The organism is Aidingimonas halophila (genome assembly GCF_900106955.1).
Classification (GTDB): Bacteria; Pseudomonadota; Gammaproteobacteria; order Pseudomonadales; family Halomonadaceae; genus Aidingimonas; species Aidingimonas halophila.
Genome location: NZ_FNNI01000001.1, coordinates 228,557 through 246,873 on the forward strand (window position 1 = coordinate 228,557; position 18,317 = coordinate 246,873).

The window sequence follows — 18,317 nt, forward strand, 5'->3', positions numbered from 1 at the left end:
GATCCTCACCCCCCTTGAAGGGCCGCCAACTGTTCTGCTTGGTGCTCATGCAACAATGGCTCGATCACGTCATCCAGCTCACCCCCCAGGACCTCTCCCAATTTATACAAGGTCAAGTTGATACGATGATCGGTAATGCGCCCCTGGGGGAAATTATAGGTCCGAATACGCTCACTTCGGTCCCCGGAGCCGACCAATGAGCGCCGGGTATCCGCCTGTTCCTGTCGCTGGCTGTCCACGGCCTCCTGTTTAAGGCGCGCGGCAAGAAACGCAATGGCTCTGGCACGATTCTTGTGCTGGCTGCGCTCCTCCTGACACTCGACCACCACGCCGGTCGGCAAGTGAGTGATTCGTACGGCCGAATCCGTGGTATTGACGTGCTGCCCTCCAGCACCGCTCGAGCGAAACGTATCCACACGCAAGTCATTGGGATCGATATCGACCTCACCAACTTCACGGGCTTCCGGCATGACAGCGACAGTACAGGCGGAGGTATGGATACGTCCCTGGGATTCTGTCGCCGGCACACGTTGCACACGGTGTGCACCCGATTCGAACTTCAAGCGGGCGTAGACGCCCTCGCCCTTGACCCGTGAAATCAGCTCCTTGTAACCCCCCTGTTCACCGTGGCTGGCACTGACGATCTCCACTTGCCAGCCTTGTTTCTCGGCATAACGGGAGTACATACGGAACAGGTCCCCGGCAAACAGGGCCGCCTCATCACCACCAGTACCGGCACGGATCTCCAGATAGACGTTACGGTCATCATCGGGATCCTTGGGTATCAGCAAACGCAACAGTGTGTCTTCAAGCTCGGCGAGACGTGCATGCCCCTCGGCCAGCTCCTCTTCCGCCAGCTCACGCATCTCGACGTCACTGTCTCCTGCCAACTGCTGCGCTGCCGCTATATCGTCTTCCACGGCCCGGTAATCCTGCCATGCCGCTACCAGCTCCTCCAGCTCGGCGTACTCCCGGGAATAACCACGGAATCCCGTCTGATCGGCGATGACGTCCGGGTCGGACAGTAACGCGGCAAGTTCCTCGAAGCGCTCGTGAAAAGACTCCAGGCGCTGTCGCAACGTCTCTTTCATGCAGGATCCTGTAACGGTGAAACAGTCGTCATGAATCGCCGGACCGTGACGAATCAAACAATAACGCCTCGGCAGCGGCGATGATGTCATGCCGCTCGGCTCCCGAGGCTTCGCGAAGGCCCAGGGTCGGCCCATGCATCAATTTGTTGGCCAGTTGGCGGGTCAGGCGCGAAACCACCTTTTCCGGATCTTCGCCACGCGCAAGTTGTGCCAGCGCCTGAGATTCCACCTCGGCTCTCACGGCCTCGCCCTGTTCGCGATAGCGGCGGATCAAGTCCCCAGCACTCCTGATGCGACGCTCATGCTGCCAACTCCCCACCCCTTGTTCGATCAACGATTCTGCCTGTTCGGCTGCCAATTGCCGATGTCGGCGATTCTCTTCGATAACCTCATGGAGATCATCGACGGTATATAGAAACACGTCCCCCAACTCGCCGACCTCGGGTTCGATATCACGTGGCACGGCAATATCGACCATGAATACCGGTCGGTGTCGGCGCCGTTTCAGCGCCCGCTCGACCATTCCTTTACCCAAAATGGGTAAAGGCGATGCGGTGGATGAAATCACGATATCGGCATGGACCAACACCTCGGGAATTTCGTCTAGCGTGACGGCCCGTCCATCGAACTGCCGTGTCAACACCTCGGCACGCTCGCGAGTGCGGTTGGCCACGACGAGATTTCTCACTCCCGCCTCACGCAGGTGGCGCGCCACCAGCTCGATCGTTTCCCCCGCACCGATCAACAATGCCGAGGAACGGGAAAAATCATCGAAGATGTGGCTGGCCATGCTCACCGCCGCATAGGCGACCGACACGGGATTTTCACCAATTCCGGTTTCGGTTCTGACCTGTTTGGCAATCGCGAAGGTATGCTGGAACAAGCGCTCCAGCTCTCCACCCAGACCACTATGCTCCCGAGCGAGTTGGTAAGCCTCCTTGAGCTGCCCCAGAATCTGCGGCTCGCCCAACACCATGGAGTCGAGTCCTACAGCAACACGCATCAGGTGCCTGGCAGCTTCGACATCCAGATAATGGTAGGCACAACCCGCGAGGTCCTCTATCGGCAATCCATGAAAGCGGCCCAGCCAATCCAGGATAGGCCGCTCACCCTGAGTATCATGCGTCACGCAATACAGTTCTGTTCGATTGCACGTCGACAATACCGCCGCTTCACTGACTTCAGGCAGCGCGCGTAATTCCGCCAAGGCCGATTCCAGTTGAACCGGCGTAAAGGCAACCTGCTCCCGCATGTCCACGGCAGCGGTATTATGATTGATTCCGAGGGCCAACAGCGTCATTCGTCAGGGTCTTTGCTTATGCTCATCAAGGCGTTCACGGCGAAGGTATCTTGACCGAATGCCGTTATTCTACCACAGCCCACATCACTGACACGCCCCAACCGATGCTTTGCCCGTGGCAATCGAGCCGTTATGCTGAGCGCTCGGCACATTGAACGAGGCCTCCATGCGCGTAAGCTTGTCACTTTTCGCACTGGGATTTACCAGTCTGGTCACACTGACCGGTTGCGAGGGGCTGGTTACCAAACCGGCGAATGTCAACTCGTCAGACGATCCCATGGCTGGCGCGCCTCCCATTGAAAAAGGGTTGGATGCCGACGGCCTGTCGACACTCCTGACGGCCGAATTCGCCGGGCAGCGCGGCGACTACCGGCGTGCCAGCCGGGATTATCTCGAAGTCGCTGGACGTTACGATTCCATTCCTCTCATTGAACGGGCGGCTCTGGCAGCGCGTTTCGCCGACGACCGGGAGTTACTGGAAACGATCACGGAACGCTGGCAACAACTGGCCCCGGAGGCCGAGGCCCCTATTCGCCTCCTGGGCAGCCTGGCGCTACAACGTGGTGACTGGGAAGCCGCCCTGGCACAACGGCTGGCATTGGTAGAGCGCGGCGGTCAAGGGGAGTTGACCGATTTTGCCGATATGGCGATCGACCGTGGAGCGCCGCTGGAGCCGTTGCTGACCCAACTGCACCGCTATCTCGATGAAAGGGACCAGAGTCAACGCGCGCAATATCCGGATATCGTGCTGGCTACCGCCCAGCTTGAAGCAGCCAATGGCGATCACGAATCGGCACGGACACGATTGGAGGCACTGGCCGACGACTCACCCGAAATGCCTGAATTATGGCTGGCTCGAAGTAATATTGCGCTGGAAACCGAGCGCCCGGCCGAAGCAAAAGAGGCCGCTCAGCAGGGGTTGGACCTGGCACCGGATGATGACCGCTTCATTCTTCTCCTGGCTCAGAGTGAGCTGATGCTGGGCAATCCGGACCGGGCTGAGGTGCAGACCAGCACGCTACTGGAGCGTCATCCCGACAATGACGACCTACGACTGGCCGTGGCGCAGCTGTATCTCGATGAAAATCTCACGGAACCGGCTCGTCGGCTACTATTGCCAATGACCGATCGAGACACTCCGCCGCCACGCGCCTTCATGCTGTTGGGGAGGATCGCTGCCGAGACCGGCGAGACCGACAATGCCCTGCTTTACTTTCGTCAGGTTCCACCGGGAGAGCATTTCCTGCAGTCACGGCAGCTGGCCGCGCAAACGCTCATCGACCATGATCGTCTTGAACAGGCGCGCGAGTTCCTGCATATCGAGCGGCTTCGCCACGAGGAACAGGCCGCGGACCTGATCGCTCTAGAGGTGGAACTGCTGGATCAGGAGGGACTGGAGGAGGACGCCGATCAATTGCTGAACCAAGCCGTCGAGGCCGATCCCGACTCTGCGGATTTGCGTTATGTGCGCGCCATGCGGTCCTTCAATAACGATGACCTTGATGCCATGGAGCGGGACCTCAAGCAGGTTATCGATAATGACCCTGACAACGCGACAGCCCTCAATGCGCTCGGTTACACCCTGACCGACATGACCGAGCGTCATGAAGAAGCCAGAGAACTGATCGAACGCGCCCATGAGCTGGAACCGGACAACCCCGCCATTCTCGACAGCATGGGATGGGTCTATTACAAGCTGGGACAACATGAGCGCGCACTGCCGTATCTCCGGCGTGCCTATGCCGCCATGCCGGATCAGGAAGTGGCGGCCCACCTGATTGAAGTTCTGTGGGTACTGGACAAACGCGATGAGGCGCGGGAACTACTGCAAGAAAGTCAGGAACGCTTTGATTCGCGCCCCTTGATCGAGGACCTGCTCGAACGGCGACCCGACCTGATACAGTAACCGATCATCGATCGTAACGAGAACGCCATGACCCGATTATTCACAGTATTTCTGTTCACCGTATTGATGGTCGGCTGCGCCAGTCGTCCGCCCTCTCACGAAGACGGCCCTCAACCGGGCCAATGGGATGCGCAAGAGTCAACACTCGAAGCGCTCGAGCGCTGGCAATTGGTTGGCAAGGTCGGGCTACGCCTTCCCAACGATTCCACCAGCGCCAACCTGGACTGGCATCAGGGCGCAGCCTACTACCGCATGATGCTGACTGGCCCCTTCGGGTCCGGCCGAAGCGTCCTTGAAGGCCGTTCTGATGAAGTGACGTTAACGACTGGTGAAGGTCGCTTTGAAGCCGAGACACCAGAAGCGCTGATGCAGGAGCAACTCGGTTGGTCCCTGCCCGTCTCGTCGCTTCATTATTGGGTGCGCGGCCTGCCTGCACCCGACAGGGCAAGCCAGCGTGAAATGGATGACCGAGGCTTCCCCGCTGAACTCGATCAGGATGGCTGGACGATCGAATATCGTGACTGGACTCTCGTGGAAGACTTATGGCTGCCACGCCGGATGGTCATGACGCAAGATGATGTCCGTGCCACTCTGGTGGTCAACGAATGGGAACCGCAGGTAGACAATGATTGATGTGGAGAGCACCGAACTACGTCTCCCTGCACCGGCGAAGCTCAATCGTCTACTGCATATCACTGGCCGGCGCAACGATGGTTACCATGAGCTGCAGACGCTGTTCCAGTTTCTCGACATCAGCGATACGCTGGATTTCCGCCGTCGCGACGATGGGCATATTCGTCTTGAACCGCCTTTGCCGACGATCGCCGAGGCAGACAATCTCATCGTGCGGGCGGCTCGTCTGCTTCAACAGCAGAGTGGCACCCGCTACGGTATCGATATTCGCCTACACAAGCGCTTGCCCATCGGCGGCGGACTTGGCGGCGGAAGCTCCAATGCCGCCACGACATTGCTGGCCCTCGACCGACTCTGGTGCCTGGGCCTGGATGCCGACCGCCTTGCAGAACTCGGTCTGACCCTGGGCGCTGATGTCCCGGTCTTCGTGAGAGGCAGGGCGGCCTGGGCCGAAGGCGTCGGCGAACGGCTTCAGCCGGTTGATGATCGCCTCGACCAGCCCTGGTTCCTGGTCATTCATCCAAACGTATCCATTGCCACGGCAGACGTCTTCAACTCGCCGGAATTGACACGAGACACCCCCCCGATTAGTATGGCGCGCGCACTGCAGGGGGGTGTCTCGACTTGGCGAAACGACTGTGAAAGCGTCGTCAGAACCATGTATCCGTCAGTCGATGCCGCCATGAACTGGTTGTCAACACAAGCGCCCAGCATGCTCACAGGCACTGGTGCATGCGTGTTCGCTCAATTGACCAGTGAACGGCAAGCCGATAGCCTGCTGGCCCGAGCGGCTGAGCACTGGCAGGCCTTCAAGGCACGCGGCTGCAATTTATCCCCCCTTCATGCAGCTCTGGGATGTCGCAACTGATCACGACAGGACTCGAATCCAGTTGTTCCCATGCGGTAGCAACACGCATCGAGACTGTCGATCCGCCAAGCAGGTGTTACTGGGGTATAGCCAAGTGGTAAGGCAGCGGTTTTTGGTATCGCCATGCGCAGGTTCGAATCCTGCTACCCCAGCCATTTCTCTTTGGACTCATGGCTTGTCGGCATCCCTGCAAGAGATTCCCAAGACTGCAAAGGTGGCTGCGCGTGTCTAAATTGATGGTTTTCACCGGGAACGCCAATCCCGAACTCGCCCGAAAGATTGCCGAGGGACTCGACAATCGGCTTGGCCATGCCACGGTCGGACAATTCAGTGACGGCGAGATCGCGGTCGAGATCAATGAGAATGTCCGTGGCAAAGATATTTTCATCCTGCAGTCTACCTGCGCACCGACCAACGACAACCTGATGGAGCTGATCCTGATGGTGGACGCGTTGCGTCGGGCTTCAGCCACTCGAATCACGGCCGTCATTCCGTACTTCGGTTACGCTCGCCAGGATCGTCGCGTACGCTCTTCTCGCGTGCCCATTTCGGCCAAGGTGGTCGCCGATATGATGGTCAAGGCCGGAGTCGATCGGGTCATGACCATGGACCTGCATGCCGATCAGATCCAAGGCTTCTTCGACGTTCCGGTCGACAATGTTTATGGCTCTCCGATCCTGCTAGACGATATCGAACGCCAGAATTATGATGACCTGGTCGTGGTTTCCCCCGACGTCGGCGGCGTGGTAAGGGCGCGAGCCATCGCGAAGCAACTCAATGCCGATCTCGCTATCATCGACAAGCGCCGCCCCCAGGCCAACCAGGCCCAGGTCATGCATATCATCGGCGATATCGATGATCGGACCTGTGTTGTCGTCGATGACATGGTCGACACCGCCGGCACGCTCTGCAAGGCTGCCGAAGCGCTGAAGAGCCATGGTGCACGTCGTGCCGTGGCCTACGCCACGCACCCGATTCTTTCGGGCCCGGCGATCGACAACATCAGCGGGTCGGTACTCGACGAACTGGTCGTTGCCGACACGATACCACTGTCCGAAGCGGCACGTCGCAGTGGGAAGATACGCCAACTGTCGGTCGCGGGATTGATTGCCGAGGCCATTCGCCGAGTCAGCAACGAAGAATCCGTCAGCGCCATGTTCCACTGAAGACGACATGGCGTCGGATACGCGCGCCTTCGGGCGCTGATGAAAGCGCCGGAGCCTGGTCGCGGGCCCGAGCGTTTTCCTTTTTTAACTATGAGGTTATTAACCAATGTCAGATTACACACTTACCGGTAACGTTCGCCACGACCTGGGGAAAGGTGCGAGCCGCCGCCTGCGTCGTGCGAACCTTCAAGTGCCCGCCATCATTTACGGTGGCACCAAGGCACCGCAGGCCATCGCCATCGACAAGACGATCTTTTACAAGTCGATCGACGAAGAAGCCTTCTTCTCCTCGCTGATCACACTCGATATCGATGGTCAAAAAGAGCAGGTCGTCGTTCGTGACCTGCAACGGCATCCCCACAAACCACTGGTTACCCATGCCGACTTCCTGCGCGTCGACGCGGCCCAGGAATTGACGATGAACGTCCCCTTGCACGTCATCGGTGAAGAAGACTGCCGTGGCATCAAGGAACAGGACGGTGTCCTGCATATCCTGGCGACCGACATCGAAGTCAGCTGCTTGCCGAAGCACCTTCCCGAATACCTTGAAGTCGACATCAGCGACCTCGAGCTCGGCGACACACTGCATATTTCGGACCTCAAGCTGCCCGAGGGTGTCACGTCTGTCGCACTGTCACACGGTGAAGACCACGACGCCGGCGTCGTCAGCATCACGCATCCGACGCGCGGTACCACCGAGGGCGACGAGGAAGAAGAGCAAGCCGCAGAAGCTGGCGAATCTGCCTCGGAAGAGCCTGAATCAGACAGCAGCGAAGGTGACGAAGAGAACAAGGGCGAATAATCCACGTCTGATCGTTTCGCCATCAACCTGAAGGGCATCGGCATGAGCCAAGTGAAAGCGATCATCGGTCTGGGCAACCCCGGACCGAAATACGACAACACGCGGCACAATGCCGGTGCCTGGGTCATCGAGGCCGTAGCGAAGCATCATAATGTGCCGTTGCGTCTCGAAAAGAAATTCCAGGCTCTGTATGCCCGATTATCGTTGGCAGGCGAAGATCGATACCTGTTATTTCCCCAAACCTACATGAATCGCAGCGGCGCTTCCGTCGCTGCCTTTTGTCAGTTTTTCAAGCTGTCGCCTCCGGAACTGCTGGTCGCTCATGACGAGCTGGACCTCCTGCCCGGCACCGCCCGCTACAAGCATGGCGGAGGTCATGGCGGGCACAATGGCCTTCGAGACATTGCCAGTGCGCTCGGTAATGATAAATCCTTTTCTCGCATTCGCGTCGGGATCGGACACCCAGGCGATTCAAGCCAAGTGACCCAATACGTGCTGGGAAACCCTGGCAAGGCAGAGCGGGCGGCGATTGACGCCGTGCTGGAGGAAATTCTGGCGACGCTCCCCCTGACCTTAGAGGGAGAATGGTCCAAAGCCATGAATCGGCTGCATAGTTTTTCAGCCTCCAAATGAGCAGTCAGTCATAAGCTTGAAGCTATAAGCTGTAAGTCACAGCCTGCTGCGCACCAGGACCGGGGGTATTGGCTTACCGCTTATGGCTTAAAGCCGAGTTGAGTAGACTCCCTGCAACTCTTCACTCATGAAAACGCTTCCAGGAACATCCCATGGGTTTCAACTGCGGTATCGTCGGCCTGCCCAATGTCGGCAAGTCCACACTGTTCAATGCATTGACCAAATCCGGTATTGATGCCGAAAACTTCCCATTCTGTACGATCGAACCCAATGTCGGCATCGTGGCCATGCCGGACCCACGCCTCGACAAACTGGCCGAGATCGCCAAACCCCAGAAAGTCATTCCCACCACCATGGAATTCGTGGATATCGCCGGCCTGGTTGCAGGCGCTTCCAAGGGCGAAGGACTTGGCAACCAGTTTCTTGCCAACATCCGCGAGACGGATGCCATAGCTCATGTCGTACGCTGCTTCGACAATGACAATGTCATCCACGTCAGTAACCAGGTGGACCCCCGCGTCGATATCGAGACCATCAATCTCGAGCTGGCCCTTGCGGACCTCGATAGCGTCGAAAAGGCGCTGCAACGACTAGCCCGGGTCGTCAAAAGCGGCGACAAGGAAGCCATTGCCACCAAGGCAATATTAGACCGCATCCATCCGCATTTGGCGGAAGGGCAACCGCTACGAAGCTTCGGGCTCGATGACGATGAAAAACGTCAACTCAAGAGCTTCAACTTCCTGACCCTGAAGCCCACCATGTACATTGCCAATGTCAATGACGATGGTTTCGAGAACAACCCCTATCTCGATACCGTCAAGGAAATAGCGACTCAGGAAGGTGCGGTCGTCGTCCCCGTTTGCAACCAGATCGAGGCCGAAATCGCGGAGCTCGACGAGGAAGAACGTGACATGTTCCTCGACGAACTGGGAATGGAAGAGCCCGGCCTCGACCGTGTCATTCGTGCCGGCTATCAATTGCTCGGCTTGCAAACCTACTTCACCGCCGGTGAAAAGGAAGTGCGTGCCTGGACAGTACCGATCGGCGCCACGGCTCCGGAAGCTGCCGGTGTCATCCACACCGACTTTCAGAAAGGCTTTATCCGGGCCGAGGTGGTCAGTTACGCGGACTATGTGTCCCTCGGCGGAGAACAGGCTGCCAAGGATGCCGGCAAATGGCGTCTAGAAGGAAAGGATTACATCGTTGCCGATGGCGACGTCATCCATTTCCGTTTCAATGTCTAGATGACATACCACCCGGGATCGGGACTCCATTCGAGTTCCGACTCCCGTTTCCCGGCCGACACTGGCGTATTCCTTCTTTCTCCATCCGTTCGCAACGGCAGATTACCGGTTGCCATCAGCCCTGTCATGGCCGACACTCTGGTTAGACTAAGGTCTAAATTCTGTCACACCTACATCATATTCCCCGGTTTTTGACAAATCCTGCCAAGAAATTGGCAAGACACCCTGCCGTCACCCACTCTACATTCTAGGCACGAAACCGTTGGGCCGGAAACCACATCAACCGCGCCTTGGGACATCGCCATGCATCACCATGCACGCGATCTGACGGTGCCTTGGTTTCCTTTCGCCCAACCATGACACGCTAGGGGTAATCAGATGCTGAATGCCAATGACATGCTCGTTAGCGCTACCTGGACGCAGGAGCTCGATACGCTCTTCAACCGGATCAGCGAGCATTACATCGTCGATGAAAATGCTTTCGTGGCTGAACTTGTCGATGTCCTATCCGCCGACAAGGACGATTACAAGCGCATCGCCGACAAGACGGCTGAACTGGTTCGTGACGTGCGCGACATGGACACGGCTGTCGACACGATCGATGAACTATTGCAGCAATACAGCCTGGATACCCACGAGGGTCTGATGCTGATGTGCCTGGCCGAAGCGATGTTACGCATCCCGGACAAGGCAACGGCAGACGCCCTGATCGAGGACAAGCTGGGACCGGCGGACTGGAAATCGCATCTGGGTCAGAGCGAGTCCTGGTTCGTCAATGCATCGACATGGGGGTTGCTGATGACGGGCCGCGTCATCAACCTCGATCAGCCCAAGGAAGGCAAACCTGCCAGCTTCATCAACAAACTCGTCAATCGGATGGGAGAACCCGTCATCCGTCGAGCCATGTACGAAGCCATGAAGATCATGGGCCGGCAGTTCGTTCTGGGACGCGATATCGACGAAGCGCTGAAACGCTCACGAGCACTCTTCGATAAAGGGTATACCTACTCGTACGACATGCTGGGCGAAGCCGCACGGACACGCAGTGATGCCGGTCGTTATTTCGATGATTACGCCAACGCCATCAAACAAGTCGGACATACCAGCCAGACACTGGCAAGCACGACACCGGCCCCGTCGATATCCATCAAACTCTCGGCACTGCATCCACGTTATGAGTTCGGACGTCGCGCGCAGATCCTCGATGAACTGGTTGCCACCGTGAAGCAACTTGCCCAAATGGCGAGGGAACGGGACGTCGCGATTACCATCGATGCCGAGGAAGTCGACCGACTGGAACTGTCACTAGAAGTGTTTCGGGCGGTGTATGAAAGCGATGTCTGCCGTGGCTGGGGGCATTTCGGCCTTGTGGTCCAGACCTATTCCAAGCGTGCACTACCGACGCTTCACTATCTTAACCGCCTTGCCGACACGCAGGGTGACGTCATTCCCGTCCGTCTGGTCAAAGGGGCCTACTGGGATAGTGAAATCAAGGAAGCCCAACAGCTCGGTGTCGACGGCTACCCTGTCTATACTCGCAAGGCCAATACCGACGTCGCCTATCTGGTCTGTAGTCATTTTCTGCTGTCCGACGACACTCGAGATCATCTGTTTCCTCAGTTTGCCACGCACAACGCCCATACCATCAGCACCATCCTGGAGCTCGCCAACGAGACCGATCGTGCCTTCGAATTCCAGCGTCTTCATGGCATGGGGGAAGCCCTCTATGACGCGGCACTCTCCCGTGCTCCCGAGGGAACCTATTGCCGTATCTATGCACCGGTAGGTGCCCACAAGGATCTACTGCCCTACCTGGTTCGACGGCTACTGGAAAATGGCGCCAACTCTTCCTTCGTACACCAACTGGTCGACCCCCGGGTGCCGGTCGAATCGTTGTGCGTTCACCCGGTAGAAACGCTTCAGCAATACGAAAGCTACGCCAACGACAAGATTCCACTACCGCCTTATATCTATGGTCCGAAACGCAAGAATTCGCAGGGAGTGAACTTGAACATTCACAGTCAGTACCAGCCACTCATCGACGAGATGGCGACCTTCATGGACAAGGAGCACCACGCCAAACCACTGCTGGCCTTCAACGTCGACGACGATACCGATGCACGCCATACCGTGCTTTGTCCGTTCGACCGACGCGTTCAGGTCGGCAGTGTGCAGTGGACCTCCGCTGACCAGGCAGCCAAGGCGGTCGATGCAGCCTGGTCGGCATTTCCCCGCTGGGAAGCGACTCCGGTCGGCGAGCGGGCCGAGATTATCCGCCGCCTGGCGGACTTGATGGAAACCCACATGGCGGAATTGATGACACTCTGTTCTCGCGAAGGTGGGAAATTGCTGACGGATGGCGTGGCTGAAATTCGCGAAGCCGTGGACTTCTGCCGCTACTACGCCGTGCGTGCAGAAGAATTGTTCGGCGAGTCAACGCCGCTGCCAGGCCCCACAGGCGAGACCAATGAGCTGATACTCGGCGGTAAGGGTGTCTTCGCTGCGATCAGTCCATGGAACTTCCCCGTGGCAATTTTCTGTGGCCAGATGGTTGCGGCCGCCGTTTCCGGCAACACCGTCCTGGCGAAACCGGCTGAACAGACGTCGCTGGTTGCCCATCGTGTCGTCGAACTGCTCTACGAAGCCGGCATGCCACGGGATGTCGTGCAGTTGTTACCCGGCGATGGTCCCACCGTAGGCAGCATTCTAACTTCCGATCCCCGTATCACGGGCGTTGTCTTCACTGGCGGCACCGATACCGCGCAAATCATCAACCGAAGCCTGGCAGCTCGCGAAGGGGCGGCACTTCCGACCCTGATCGCCGAAACCGGCGGACTGAATGCCATGATCGTCGACTCGACAGCCCTGCCTGAGCAAGTGGTCGAGGATGTCATCCAGTCCTCGTTCCAGAGCGCGGGCCAACGTTGCAGTGCATTACGCGTGCTCTATTTGCAGGAGGATGTCGCCGAGCGTGTCATCGAGATTCTCAAGGGAGCCATGGACGAATTGCGTGTCGGCGATCCCAGAGACCTGGGGACCGATGTCGGTCCAGTGATCGATGATGATGCAAGGCGAGGCCTCATGGCTCATATCGATGGACTCAAACAGGAAGGCCGACTGGTCGCCGAAGCCCAACTCGATCCGACACAGACGGGCAATGGTACCTTCATTGCGCCCACCGCCTTCGAAATCGATGGCATCAACGATCTCGAGCGTGAACAGTTCGGCCCCATCCTGCACATCGTGCGTTACCGTGCCGCCGATATCGATGATGTCATCGAGTCAATCAACAAACGGGGTTACGGGCTGACCTTCGGCGTGCACAGTCGCAACGAGTCCTTCGCTGAGTATATTGCCGAAAAGGTTCGTGTCGGTAACGTCTATGTGAATCGCAATATCATTGGCGCCGTTGTCGGTGTGCAGCCTTTCGGTGGACAAGGGCTGTCAGGAACGGGACCCAAGGCAGGAGGCCCACATTACCTGTTGCGCTTTGCGACCGAAAAATCACTGACCATCAACACCGCAGCTCTGGGCGGCAATGCCTCCCTATTGGCACTGGAGGATGACTAACAAACTGACTGATTCGCCGCATCGTCGATGGAGCATGCAAGCTTGTGCATCACGAGCGCGTGAAATGTCACGGCGTTTCAGCTAATACTCATAAAAGATGGAAAGTGTCCGATAGCCCGTCCATAGAACGGGCTGCAAACACAACACATGGCGCAATCAGCGCATGTCAAACAGCCCCTGGAGAGGACAACCCCATGGTTCAAAACGACTTCACCATCGGTTTGACCTTTGCCGTCTACCTGGCCGTCATGCTCGGTATCGGTATCGTCGCCTACCAACGTACCACCAACTTGTCCGACTACATACTAGGGGGACGTTCCCTGGGTCCGTGGACGTCGGCGATTTCCGCCGGCGCCTCGGATATGTCCGGCTGGTTGTTGCTCGGTTTACCGGGAGCCGCCTATGTCAGCGGAATTTCCGCCAGTTGGATCGGTATCGGCCTGCTTATCGGCACCTGGTTGAACTGGTTGATCGTCGCTCGGCGTCTGCGCATCTACAGCTTCAAGGCCAATGATTCACTGACCCTGCCGGATTTCTTCGCCAACCGGTTCCGCGACAAGACACAGCTTTTGCGCGTCGTATCAGCCGTTTTCATCCTCCTGTTCTTCCTGTTCTACACCAGTTCCGGACTGGTGGCTGGCGGCAAATTGTTCGAAACGGTCTTTGGCCTCGATTACACAATTGCCGTATCGGTAGGCACGTTGGCGATCGTCGCCTATACCTTCTTTGGCGGCTTCCTTGCCGTCTCCTGGACCGACTTGATCCAAGGACTGATGATGGCCGCCGCCCTGGTGATCGTCCCCGTTATCGCCTTGGTGTCTCTGGGTGGATTCAGCGGCGCCGGTGAGCAGATTCTGGCCGAGAATCCCGACATGTTGAGTTGGTTCGTGGATGCCAACAACGGGGAAGCGCTCACGGTCATCGGCATCATCAGCTCATTGGCCTGGGGACTTGGCTACTTTGGGCAGCCCCATATTCTGGCGCGCTTTGCAGCCATTCGCAGTGAAGACGATATCCCCACGGCCCGACGTATTGCCGTAAGCTGGTCGGGTCTGTGCCTGATCTGCGCCGTTGCCGTCGGCGTGCTGGGACTGGTCTACATGTCCCGCGATCTAGGAGATGGTGAAACAGTCTTCATGGTCATGGTCAACGCCATCTTCCACCCGGCAGTGGCCGGCATCCTGCTGGCAGCCATCCTGGCCGCGGTGATGTCCACCGCTGACTCGCAACTCCTGGTATCATCCTCCGCCTTGACCGACGATTTCTACAAGGCCATGTTCCGCAAGGATGCCTCACAAAGCGAATTGGTCTGGGTGGGACGCCTGGCTGTCGTTGGCATTGCGATCATCGCCTACCTGTTGGCCATGAACCCCGACTCCACCGTGCTCGGACTCGTCTCCTACGCCTGGGCCGGATTTGGAGCCGCCTTTGGTCCAGCACTCGTCATGTCCTTGTTCTGGCGCCGCATGAATCAGTGGGGCGCACTGGCAGGCATCATCGTAGGAGGTGTCACGGTAGTCCTCTGGGCCGAACTGACTGGCGGGATATTCGATCTGTATGAGATCGTGCCCGGCGTCGTCCTTGCCTATATCGCTATCGTCATCGTCAGCCTGGTCACCGCGGAACCCAGCCAAGACATCACCGACGAGTTCGATGAGCTCAAGCAATCTTGATCTCGATGGCCGGAGCCTTCCACAGAGAAGGCTCCGGCATGCCCGAGTGTCAAGCCCGCCAGATCAACAGCAGGGTAAACACGCCCAATACCCACCAACAGGTGGGGGCTCCCAATAGACGCTGGCGCCAGTGGCTCTGATCATACAGGCCCATTCCATACACGAAGCCTGCTCCCAGCGCCCAGACTCCGAGCGCAATGGCAGGCAAGCGTAGTGGCATGGCCAGAGAGGACAATAATTCCGGCCGCCACAGCAACCACAGAGCCAATCCAGCCGTGACGCCCATCGTCATCAGCGGCGACCAAGGATGGCGGTAAAGACGGTCATGCCCCATCGCTTCTCTCCATGTCGACTTTTACTCTCACGCTCCCAGTAAAGACGATTTTCGGTATTGAGGCGACTCGGTGTCATCCAGCCTGTGTACCTACGATACCGGGATAATTCGCTGACATTATTACGACTATTGTCGTGATAGTTTTTTTAAACATGACTTAGGAAACACTGTTTCCTATACTCCAGTTGTTCAAGATGACGCTTCATGCCTATCGGTAATGACACTTTGATAGCATGAAGTTGTTACACAAGGGAGGGTGACTGATGAACAAACTCAAACTCATGACTGCCGCAATCATCGCCGGAGGCTGCCTGTTTACTGTCCAATCGGCGTTGGCTTACAGTGCCGGTGACATTTTCGTTCGCGGCGGTGTCGCCAAGTCCGAACCCGACGGTTCCGATAACGGCGACATCCAGGGCAGTGATCTGACCATCAAGGATGAGACAGGCTTTACTTATGGCCTAGGCTACCTGTTCACCGACAAGGTCGGTGTCGAGCTCGGTGGCAGCGAAAAATTCGAACACGACCTACGTCTGAACGGCGCCGATGCGGAAAGTGTCGATCGCATGCCGGTCAATCTGATGGTCAACTATTACCCGCTAGGCGGCATGGACTCCCGCGTACAACCCTATGTGGGTGCGGGCGTCAATTATACGCGCTTCTCCGGCGAACCAGGCGATCTTGACGTGGATAGCTCCTATGGCGCCGTCGGCCAACTGGGTGTCGATCTCGCGGTTACCGACAACGTCATGCTCAACGGTTTCGCCAACTATGCCGATGTCGACGGCGATATCGAACAGAACGGTACCAAAGTCGGTAACGCCGATGTCGATCCCGTTACCATCGGAGGCGGCGTAACCCTGCGCTTCTGAATATGGCACTCGAATGACGTCAATGTCGAGGTCCAGTAAACGACGACGCCGTCCCAAGGAGCGGCGTCGTCGTTATCTGTGTCCTGCAGCTTATCGTGGCGAGTGACGTGAAAGCCCCAGCATGGTCAATACAGCATCATCCAGCCCCTCGACGACGTCCACTTGGGAGAGTTGGCGGTGGTATGAATCACTCAGGAAGGGCCGCCCGGCCAACAGATGATCAAGATACTCCCGAGCCGGCTTGAGCCCGGGACGAATGCGCTCAGGGACGGCAATATAGACCCAGGCATCAATCGTGCCCAGCGAGGTCAGGATCGCTTTCCGTTGCCGCTGATAATCATGCGGGACCCCTTCGAAAGGGTCCATCAACTCGACCTGGGCGGCATCTGCCAATTGAAACAGCGCCCCTTCCACCTGGGAGCCAGGCTGGTGAACAACATTGGCATGGGCGATACCGGGAATGCGAGATGCCTTGTTGAAGGACAAGGCGTGATCGGGAAGCACACCGGCAAGGACCCGTTTTGTCGAACCGATACGGGCTTGCACCCGATCGGGATTCATATTACTGCCATAAGCAAAGTAGTAGGTCATACCTCAACCGTTCTCCGTTATGACACGATCCACTTCCTCAATAGCCCTGACCACCAGCAACAACTTACTGGCTTTTACCTGCTGCTCCTTCAGATAGTATTCCACCATCGGTGCCACCTCGCTTTTGTCAGGTAACGCCGATTCTTGCTCGATGATGATATCCAGTTTCGATATGAAAACGAACCGCAGCCACTGCGGCAGTTCCATGGTATCGATACAAAAGGGTTGCTGACTTTGATAAGCCTGTGGCGGCGGTTCCGGCACGCGCCACATATCGCTCGCTTTCAACGTCGCTTCCAGGCGGCGCAACGACTCATCAAGCTCATGGTATACATTCATATCGCCCCCATACGGTCTTTGCCACCATTATCCCGACCATTGATGCCTCTGGCCAGAATCTATCGACCAACAATGTCTGTGACTTCATTCACAATTGGCGTGAAAGATCCTGTGGACAAACATGGGAAAACGCTTCACAGCCAAAGCGACATGCCGCTCTCAAGACATTGATCAAAAATTGTCCACCCCTGCTGGCAATCACTCCCGCAAGTGGCTGACAAGATCCCAGTCGGCAGGGTACAGTGCCACCGTCCGGGACGGGATACGATCTATGCAACCGATTCATACGCTTCACGACTTCTTCATGCGCAGCGGCGCGTCCTTGCACCTTTACCATTTGGGCCGACGCCTGGCGTCTTGCCCCACGCAGGTACTCGCCGACTTCGAGGCCAACCAGACCCCTTGGCCATATCCATGGCAGGGAGAAGCCCGAATGGCCTGTGTTTTCCGCTTGGGGGAACGTCAGGATCCGATCATCTGGTTTCTCGCCCTGCCTGTGGATGAGCAAGGTATGTTACAGCCGGGTCCTCGTGATGCGTTCATCCATCGATTGCTCGAAACGCTTGGTCGTAGCATGGAGGGGGCGTCCAGTGACGTGGATAACCTGATGTCGGATAACCCGCTGGCATTTACTCCCAGTCTCCCCATGCAAGCCATGTTGCATGCACGCGCAACACTGGAGTTGGACCAGCCTGCCAGTCAACACCATGAACTGGCTGAAGCCTATCTGACAGGCGAATTGAGTGACCAGCCCTGGCAGGCGCTGGGTCTACAGGGTCTGGCTGATGTCATCACGCGCATGGATGACAGTGAGAGCCAGGCACTGGCGGGACGACTTCACATGCTCCCCGTCGAAGTATTACGGCCACTCGGTGACTGCCTGGCGCACATCCCGATAGAGAGAGCACTGGCGCAGGCGCTCCGTACTCGCGGTGACAAGGCGGCGCAAGAGGGCGACATCGAAACATTCTGCGCTTGCGTGCGCGCTATCGCGCAGGGACCGACCGACATCACAGGACAATGGTACGACGCCCTTTTGCAGGATCCGGCCGCGTGCGGTCCTGATCTGTTCGCGGCAATGGCCGCCAGAGGTTGGGAGCAGCTAGAGGATGGAGACAGACTCCCTCTGTTCCTGACACGTCTCGCGGAACACCCCAAGGCGGACTTTTCTGCATTGGCCAAGGACCTCGCCATGATCCCTCGACTTCGCTTACCGGTACTCATGTGTCTCCGCCATGCCGACCCCGATTCACCAATCGGCAAGCGTCTTGCCCAACTTCATCGGCCAGCTTGAG

At 57.6% G+C, this 18,317-nt stretch carries 16 protein-coding genes and 1 tRNA gene; 12 read left to right on the top strand and 5 right to left on the bottom strand.

The genetic code is table 11. The annotated features are described in order from the left end of the window. Positions 1-5: 5 nt before the first annotated feature. Both prfA and hemA read right to left on the bottom strand, forming a co-directional pair. Entirely contained in the window at positions 6-1,091 is a 1,086-nt protein-coding gene (prfA, locus tag BLW01_RS01105; protein ID WP_092567648.1) for a peptide chain release factor 1, read from the bottom strand. Between the two features lie 28 nt (positions 1,092-1,119). Beyond that, a complete protein-coding gene (gene hemA, locus BLW01_RS01110; protein ID WP_092567649.1) occupies positions 1,120-2,391 on the bottom strand; it encodes a glutamyl-tRNA reductase in 1,272 nt (423 codons plus the stop codon). A 166-nt stretch (positions 2,392-2,557) separates the two neighbouring features. Here hemA and BLW01_RS01115 point away from each other — a divergent pair, with 166 nt between their 5' ends. The 10 genes from BLW01_RS01115 (at position 2,558) to putP (ending at position 14,886) form a co-directional block, all read left to right on the top strand. Next, positions 2,558-4,297 carry a tetratricopeptide repeat protein gene (locus tag BLW01_RS01115; protein ID WP_092567650.1) on the top strand — a complete coding sequence of 580 codons (1,740 nt, stop codon included), beginning with the start codon at positions 2,558-2,560 and terminating at the stop codon, positions 4,295-4,297. A 27-nt stretch (positions 4,298-4,324) separates the two neighbouring features. Beyond that, positions 4,325-4,930, top strand: a complete 606-nt coding sequence (gene lolB / locus BLW01_RS01120; protein WP_092567651.1) for a lipoprotein insertase outer membrane protein LolB — start codon at positions 4,325-4,327, stop codon at positions 4,928-4,930. After that, a complete protein-coding gene (gene ispE, locus BLW01_RS01125; protein WP_092567652.1) occupies positions 4,923-5,798 on the top strand; it encodes a 4-(cytidine 5'-diphospho)-2-C-methyl-D-erythritol kinase in 876 nt (291 codons plus the stop codon). Before lolB ends, ispE begins: the two co-directional genes overlap by 8 nt. Positions 5,799-5,878: 80 nt before the next feature. Further along, positions 5,879-5,953 (top strand) — tRNA-Gln (locus BLW01_RS01130). Between the two features lie 69 nt (positions 5,954-6,022). Further along, complete coding sequence (locus BLW01_RS01135) at positions 6,023-6,964, top strand: ribose-phosphate pyrophosphokinase (RefSeq protein ID WP_175529729.1); 942 nt, start codon at positions 6,023-6,025, stop codon at positions 6,962-6,964. 106 nt (positions 6,965-7,070) lie between these two features. Further along, complete coding sequence (locus BLW01_RS01140; protein ID WP_092567654.1) at positions 7,071-7,766, top strand: 50S ribosomal protein L25/general stress protein Ctc; 696 nt, start codon at positions 7,071-7,073, stop codon at positions 7,764-7,766. A gap of 42 nt (positions 7,767-7,808) precedes the next feature. Then, a complete protein-coding gene (gene pth, locus BLW01_RS01145; protein ID WP_092567655.1) occupies positions 7,809-8,399 on the top strand; it encodes an aminoacyl-tRNA hydrolase in 591 nt (196 codons plus the stop codon). Positions 8,400-8,551: 152 nt separating this feature from the next. Further along, positions 8,552-9,643, top strand: a complete 1,092-nt coding sequence (gene ychF, locus BLW01_RS01150) for a redox-regulated ATPase YchF (RefSeq protein ID WP_092567656.1) — start codon at positions 8,552-8,554, stop codon at positions 9,641-9,643. Positions 9,644-10,021: 378 nt separating this feature from the next. Beyond that, complete coding sequence (putA, locus tag BLW01_RS01155; protein ID WP_092567657.1) at positions 10,022-13,213, top strand: bifunctional proline dehydrogenase/L-glutamate gamma-semialdehyde dehydrogenase PutA; 3,192 nt, start codon at positions 10,022-10,024, stop codon at positions 13,211-13,213. Positions 13,214-13,407: 194 nt separating this feature from the next. After that, positions 13,408-14,886, top strand: a complete 1,479-nt coding sequence (gene putP / locus BLW01_RS01160; RefSeq protein WP_092567658.1) for a sodium/proline symporter PutP — start codon at positions 13,408-13,410, stop codon at positions 14,884-14,886. A 49-nt stretch (positions 14,887-14,935) separates the two neighbouring features. Here the strand turns inward: putP and BLW01_RS01165 are convergent, their stop codons facing one another. Further along, complete coding sequence (locus BLW01_RS01165; protein WP_092567659.1) at positions 14,936-15,220, bottom strand: cyd operon YbgE family protein; 285 nt, start codon at positions 15,218-15,220, stop codon at positions 14,936-14,938. A 263-nt stretch (positions 15,221-15,483) separates the two neighbouring features. On the opposite strand from BLW01_RS01165, the gene BLW01_RS01170 reads away from it, so the two are divergent. Continuing rightward, entirely contained in the window at positions 15,484-16,092 is a 609-nt protein-coding gene (locus tag BLW01_RS01170) for an OmpW/AlkL family protein (RefSeq protein WP_092567660.1), read from the top strand. Between the two features lie 90 nt (positions 16,093-16,182). Here BLW01_RS01170 and BLW01_RS01175 read toward each other — a convergent pair whose 3' ends face one another. After that, positions 16,183-16,683, bottom strand: coding sequence for a gamma-glutamylcyclotransferase family protein (locus BLW01_RS01175; protein ID WP_092567661.1), 501 nt, complete (start codon positions 16,681-16,683; stop codon positions 16,183-16,185). A 3-nt stretch (positions 16,684-16,686) separates the two neighbouring features. Next, entirely contained in the window at positions 16,687-17,022 is a 336-nt protein-coding gene (locus tag BLW01_RS01180) for a YqcC family protein (RefSeq protein WP_092567662.1), read from the bottom strand. 271 nt (positions 17,023-17,293) lie between these two features. On the opposite strand from BLW01_RS01180, the gene BLW01_RS01185 reads away from it, so the two are divergent. Further along, positions 17,294-18,316, top strand: a complete 1,023-nt coding sequence (locus BLW01_RS01185; RefSeq protein WP_092567663.1) for a DUF3549 family protein — start codon at positions 17,294-17,296, stop codon at positions 18,314-18,316. Position 18,317 lies beyond the last annotated feature (1 nt).

Excerpts from the sequence above, each read along its gene's own strand:
- BLW01_RS01170 (WP_092567660.1), top strand. The coding sequence starts at position 15,484 with ATGAACAAACTCAAACTCATGACTGCCGCAATCATCGCCGGAGGCTGC.
- BLW01_RS01165 (WP_092567659.1), bottom strand. The coding sequence starts at position 15,220 with ATGGGGCATGACCGTCTTTACCGCCATCCTTGGTCGCCGCTGATGACG.
- BLW01_RS01115 (WP_092567650.1), top strand. The coding sequence starts at position 2,558 with ATGCGCGTAAGCTTGTCACTTTTCGCACTGGGATTTACCAGTCTGGTC.
- putP (WP_092567658.1), top strand. The coding sequence starts at position 13,408 with ATGGTTCAAAACGACTTCACCATCGGTTTGACCTTTGCCGTCTACCTG.
- ispE (WP_092567652.1), top strand. The coding sequence starts at position 4,923 with ATGATTGATGTGGAGAGCACCGAACTACGTCTCCCTGCACCGGCGAAG.
- BLW01_RS01175 (WP_092567661.1), bottom strand. The coding sequence starts at position 16,683 with ATGACCTACTACTTTGCTTATGGCAGTAATATGAATCCCGATCGGGTG.
- BLW01_RS01185 (WP_092567663.1), top strand. The coding sequence starts at position 17,294 with ATGCAACCGATTCATACGCTTCACGACTTCTTCATGCGCAGCGGCGCG.
- lolB (WP_092567651.1), top strand. The coding sequence starts at position 4,325 with ATGACCCGATTATTCACAGTATTTCTGTTCACCGTATTGATGGTCGGC.
- BLW01_RS01140 (WP_092567654.1), top strand. The coding sequence starts at position 7,071 with ATGTCAGATTACACACTTACCGGTAACGTTCGCCACGACCTGGGGAAA.
- pth (WP_092567655.1), top strand. The coding sequence starts at position 7,809 with ATGAGCCAAGTGAAAGCGATCATCGGTCTGGGCAACCCCGGACCGAAA.
- ychF (WP_092567656.1), top strand. The coding sequence starts at position 8,552 with ATGGGTTTCAACTGCGGTATCGTCGGCCTGCCCAATGTCGGCAAGTCC.
- hemA (WP_092567649.1), bottom strand. The coding sequence starts at position 2,391 with ATGACGCTGTTGGCCCTCGGAATCAATCATAATACCGCTGCCGTGGAC.
- prfA (WP_092567648.1), bottom strand. The coding sequence starts at position 1,091 with ATGAAAGAGACGTTGCGACAGCGCCTGGAGTCTTTTCACGAGCGCTTC.
- putA (WP_092567657.1), top strand. The coding sequence starts at position 10,022 with ATGCTGAATGCCAATGACATGCTCGTTAGCGCTACCTGGACGCAGGAG.
- BLW01_RS01180 (WP_092567662.1), bottom strand. The coding sequence starts at position 17,022 with ATGAATGTATACCATGAGCTTGATGAGTCGTTGCGCCGCCTGGAAGCG.